Origin of the sequence: Streptococcus sp. 2154 (genome assembly GCF_013277255.1) — a bacterium.
Taxonomy (GTDB): domain Bacteria; phylum Bacillota; class Bacilli; order Lactobacillales; family Streptococcaceae; genus Streptococcus; species Streptococcus pseudopneumoniae.
Window position 1 is genome coordinate 1 of the sequence record NZ_VMMK01000095.1, and the last position, 1,921, is coordinate 1,921.

Annotated in this window: 1 protein-coding gene; it reads left to right on the plus strand. The window is 38.9% G+C overall.

Annotated features, from left to right (window positions below):
* Window positions 1-120 precede the first annotated feature (120 nt).
* A complete protein-coding gene (locus tag HT693_RS11555) occupies window positions 121-1,848 on the plus strand; it encodes an IS1634 family transposase (protein ID WP_000874118.1) in 1,728 nt (575 codons plus the stop codon).
* The last annotated feature ends 73 nt before the right edge of the window (window positions 1,849-1,921 follow it).

Here is a 1,921-nt window from a genome sequence, read left to right on the forward strand (position 1 = left end):
TCCCGACTTTATCACTTAATTCTCCGCCGACCTTACTTAATCCCTTGGTACATCTGGATTTTCCGACTATTTTTCAACTTTTTTGTTTGTTGTATATAATTATGTATGCTATAATAGAGTATGGCATTTATTAAAACAACAACCAACAAAGAAGGGCGTACTCATGTCTATCTTGTGGAGGGATATCGAAAAGATGGAAAAGTCAGACAGCGTATTTTGAAAAAATATGGTCTCTTAGATGAACTAGAGGTAGAGGAACCTGATATCTTAGAACGTTTGAAACGTGAGGCAAAGGAAGGTCTACTAACAGAACCTCAATTCTTTCAAGTAAGCTATGACCTACTGGCTCCTATGAATGAGGTGGATCAGTCCTATGGTTGGATGGTCTTGGATAACCTGTTTGAAGAGTTAAAACTAACCGAGTTTCTAAAGACAGTGAAATCGAAATCAGAGTACGATTTGGCTCAAGTTTTAAAACTATTAGTTTTTCAGAGAGTCCTCAATCCAGATAGTAAGTTATCTACTTATGCTTCTCAAGTAAACTTATTTGGTCATTGGGAAATAAGCCTCAACGCTATTTATCGTTCGTTAGATAAGTTGGATACCTTGAAAGAAAAACTTCTGCTTCATCTTCATAAAGAAGTGAGTCGCATGACCAAGCGTGAAGCACGTTTAGTTTTCTACGATGTAACGAACTACTACTTTGAAACAGATATCCCCGATGAGACGGTTGTTTCAGTTGATGGTGAAATTCTAAAAGAAGGACTAAGAAGGCGAGGTCCTAGTAAGGAACATCGTCCCAAACCCATTGTCCAATTAGGATTATTTATGGATACGAATGGAATTCCCATCAGTTATAAGTTATTTAGAGGAAATCAAACAGATCCTATTACCTATCTTCCAGCTGTTGAGGAAGTTAAAAAACAGTTTGGAATTGAGCGTATTGTGGTGGTGGCCGATAAGGCTATGAATAGCTCTTACAATATTTCTGAGATGATTCATCAAAAAGATGGATGGCTCTTCTCCCAGAAGCATCGTGGACGGCGTGGCGCCTCAAAGGAGCTACAAACACAAATTCTAAATCCAAACGATTGGCAATTTAATAAGGAGTTGACCTTCGCAAAGAAGTCCTATCTACGTGAACGCAAGCTGGGAACGAAGAAGGATTCTCCACTTGTCAAAGAGAAAGTTCTGATTACTTGGTCTAAGAAATACGCTGATCGAGAACGGATTCGTCGGGAAGGTGCTTTAGAATATGCCAGCCAACTAACCAATGCGGAACTCTTTCGACAGACCAGTAAAAAAGGAGGCAAGAAATATCTAGACCTCCACTATCTGGATGAAAAAACAGGGGAACTAAAGCCTTTTTCCCCACTTGTTACCATTGACCATGAGCAGGTTGATTTTGATGCTCAGTTTGATGGTGTGAATGTTCTTGTAACAAGTGAAGTTGGAATGACAGATGAAGAGATGTTGGAGGCTTATAAAGAGTTAGCTAAAATTGAGGATTGCTTCCGCATCACGAAGACAGAGCTTGAAAGTAGACCTGTTTATGTATGGACAGAAAATCATATACAGGCACATTTTTTGACTTGTTTTATCGCTTTAATTCATCTTCGACTCCTCCAACATCAAATTAATTGGAAGATGAGTCCAAGGAGAATCGCTAATGCTCTCAACAGTGCCAAAGCAACTAGGTTACAAGATAATTACTATAGACTACAAGAAAGTCCAGATATGCAGCTACTAAATAGACTATTAGGCATGGAATGGAACAAAGGGTTCGTGAAGTTTGAAGAACTCAAAAATTACGCCAAAGCTCCATATACAACACCTAAACGAGATTAAAGAACAGCGAAATCCCTTGTCGCGCAAGGGGTTAGCTGCCCTTTTGTATTTTTTAAGTGATAAAGTCGGGATT

Coding starts and splice junctions, on each gene's coding strand:
- HT693_RS11555 (WP_000874118.1), top strand. CDS start 121: ATGGCATTTATTAAAACAACAACCAACAAAGAAGGGCGTACTCATGTC.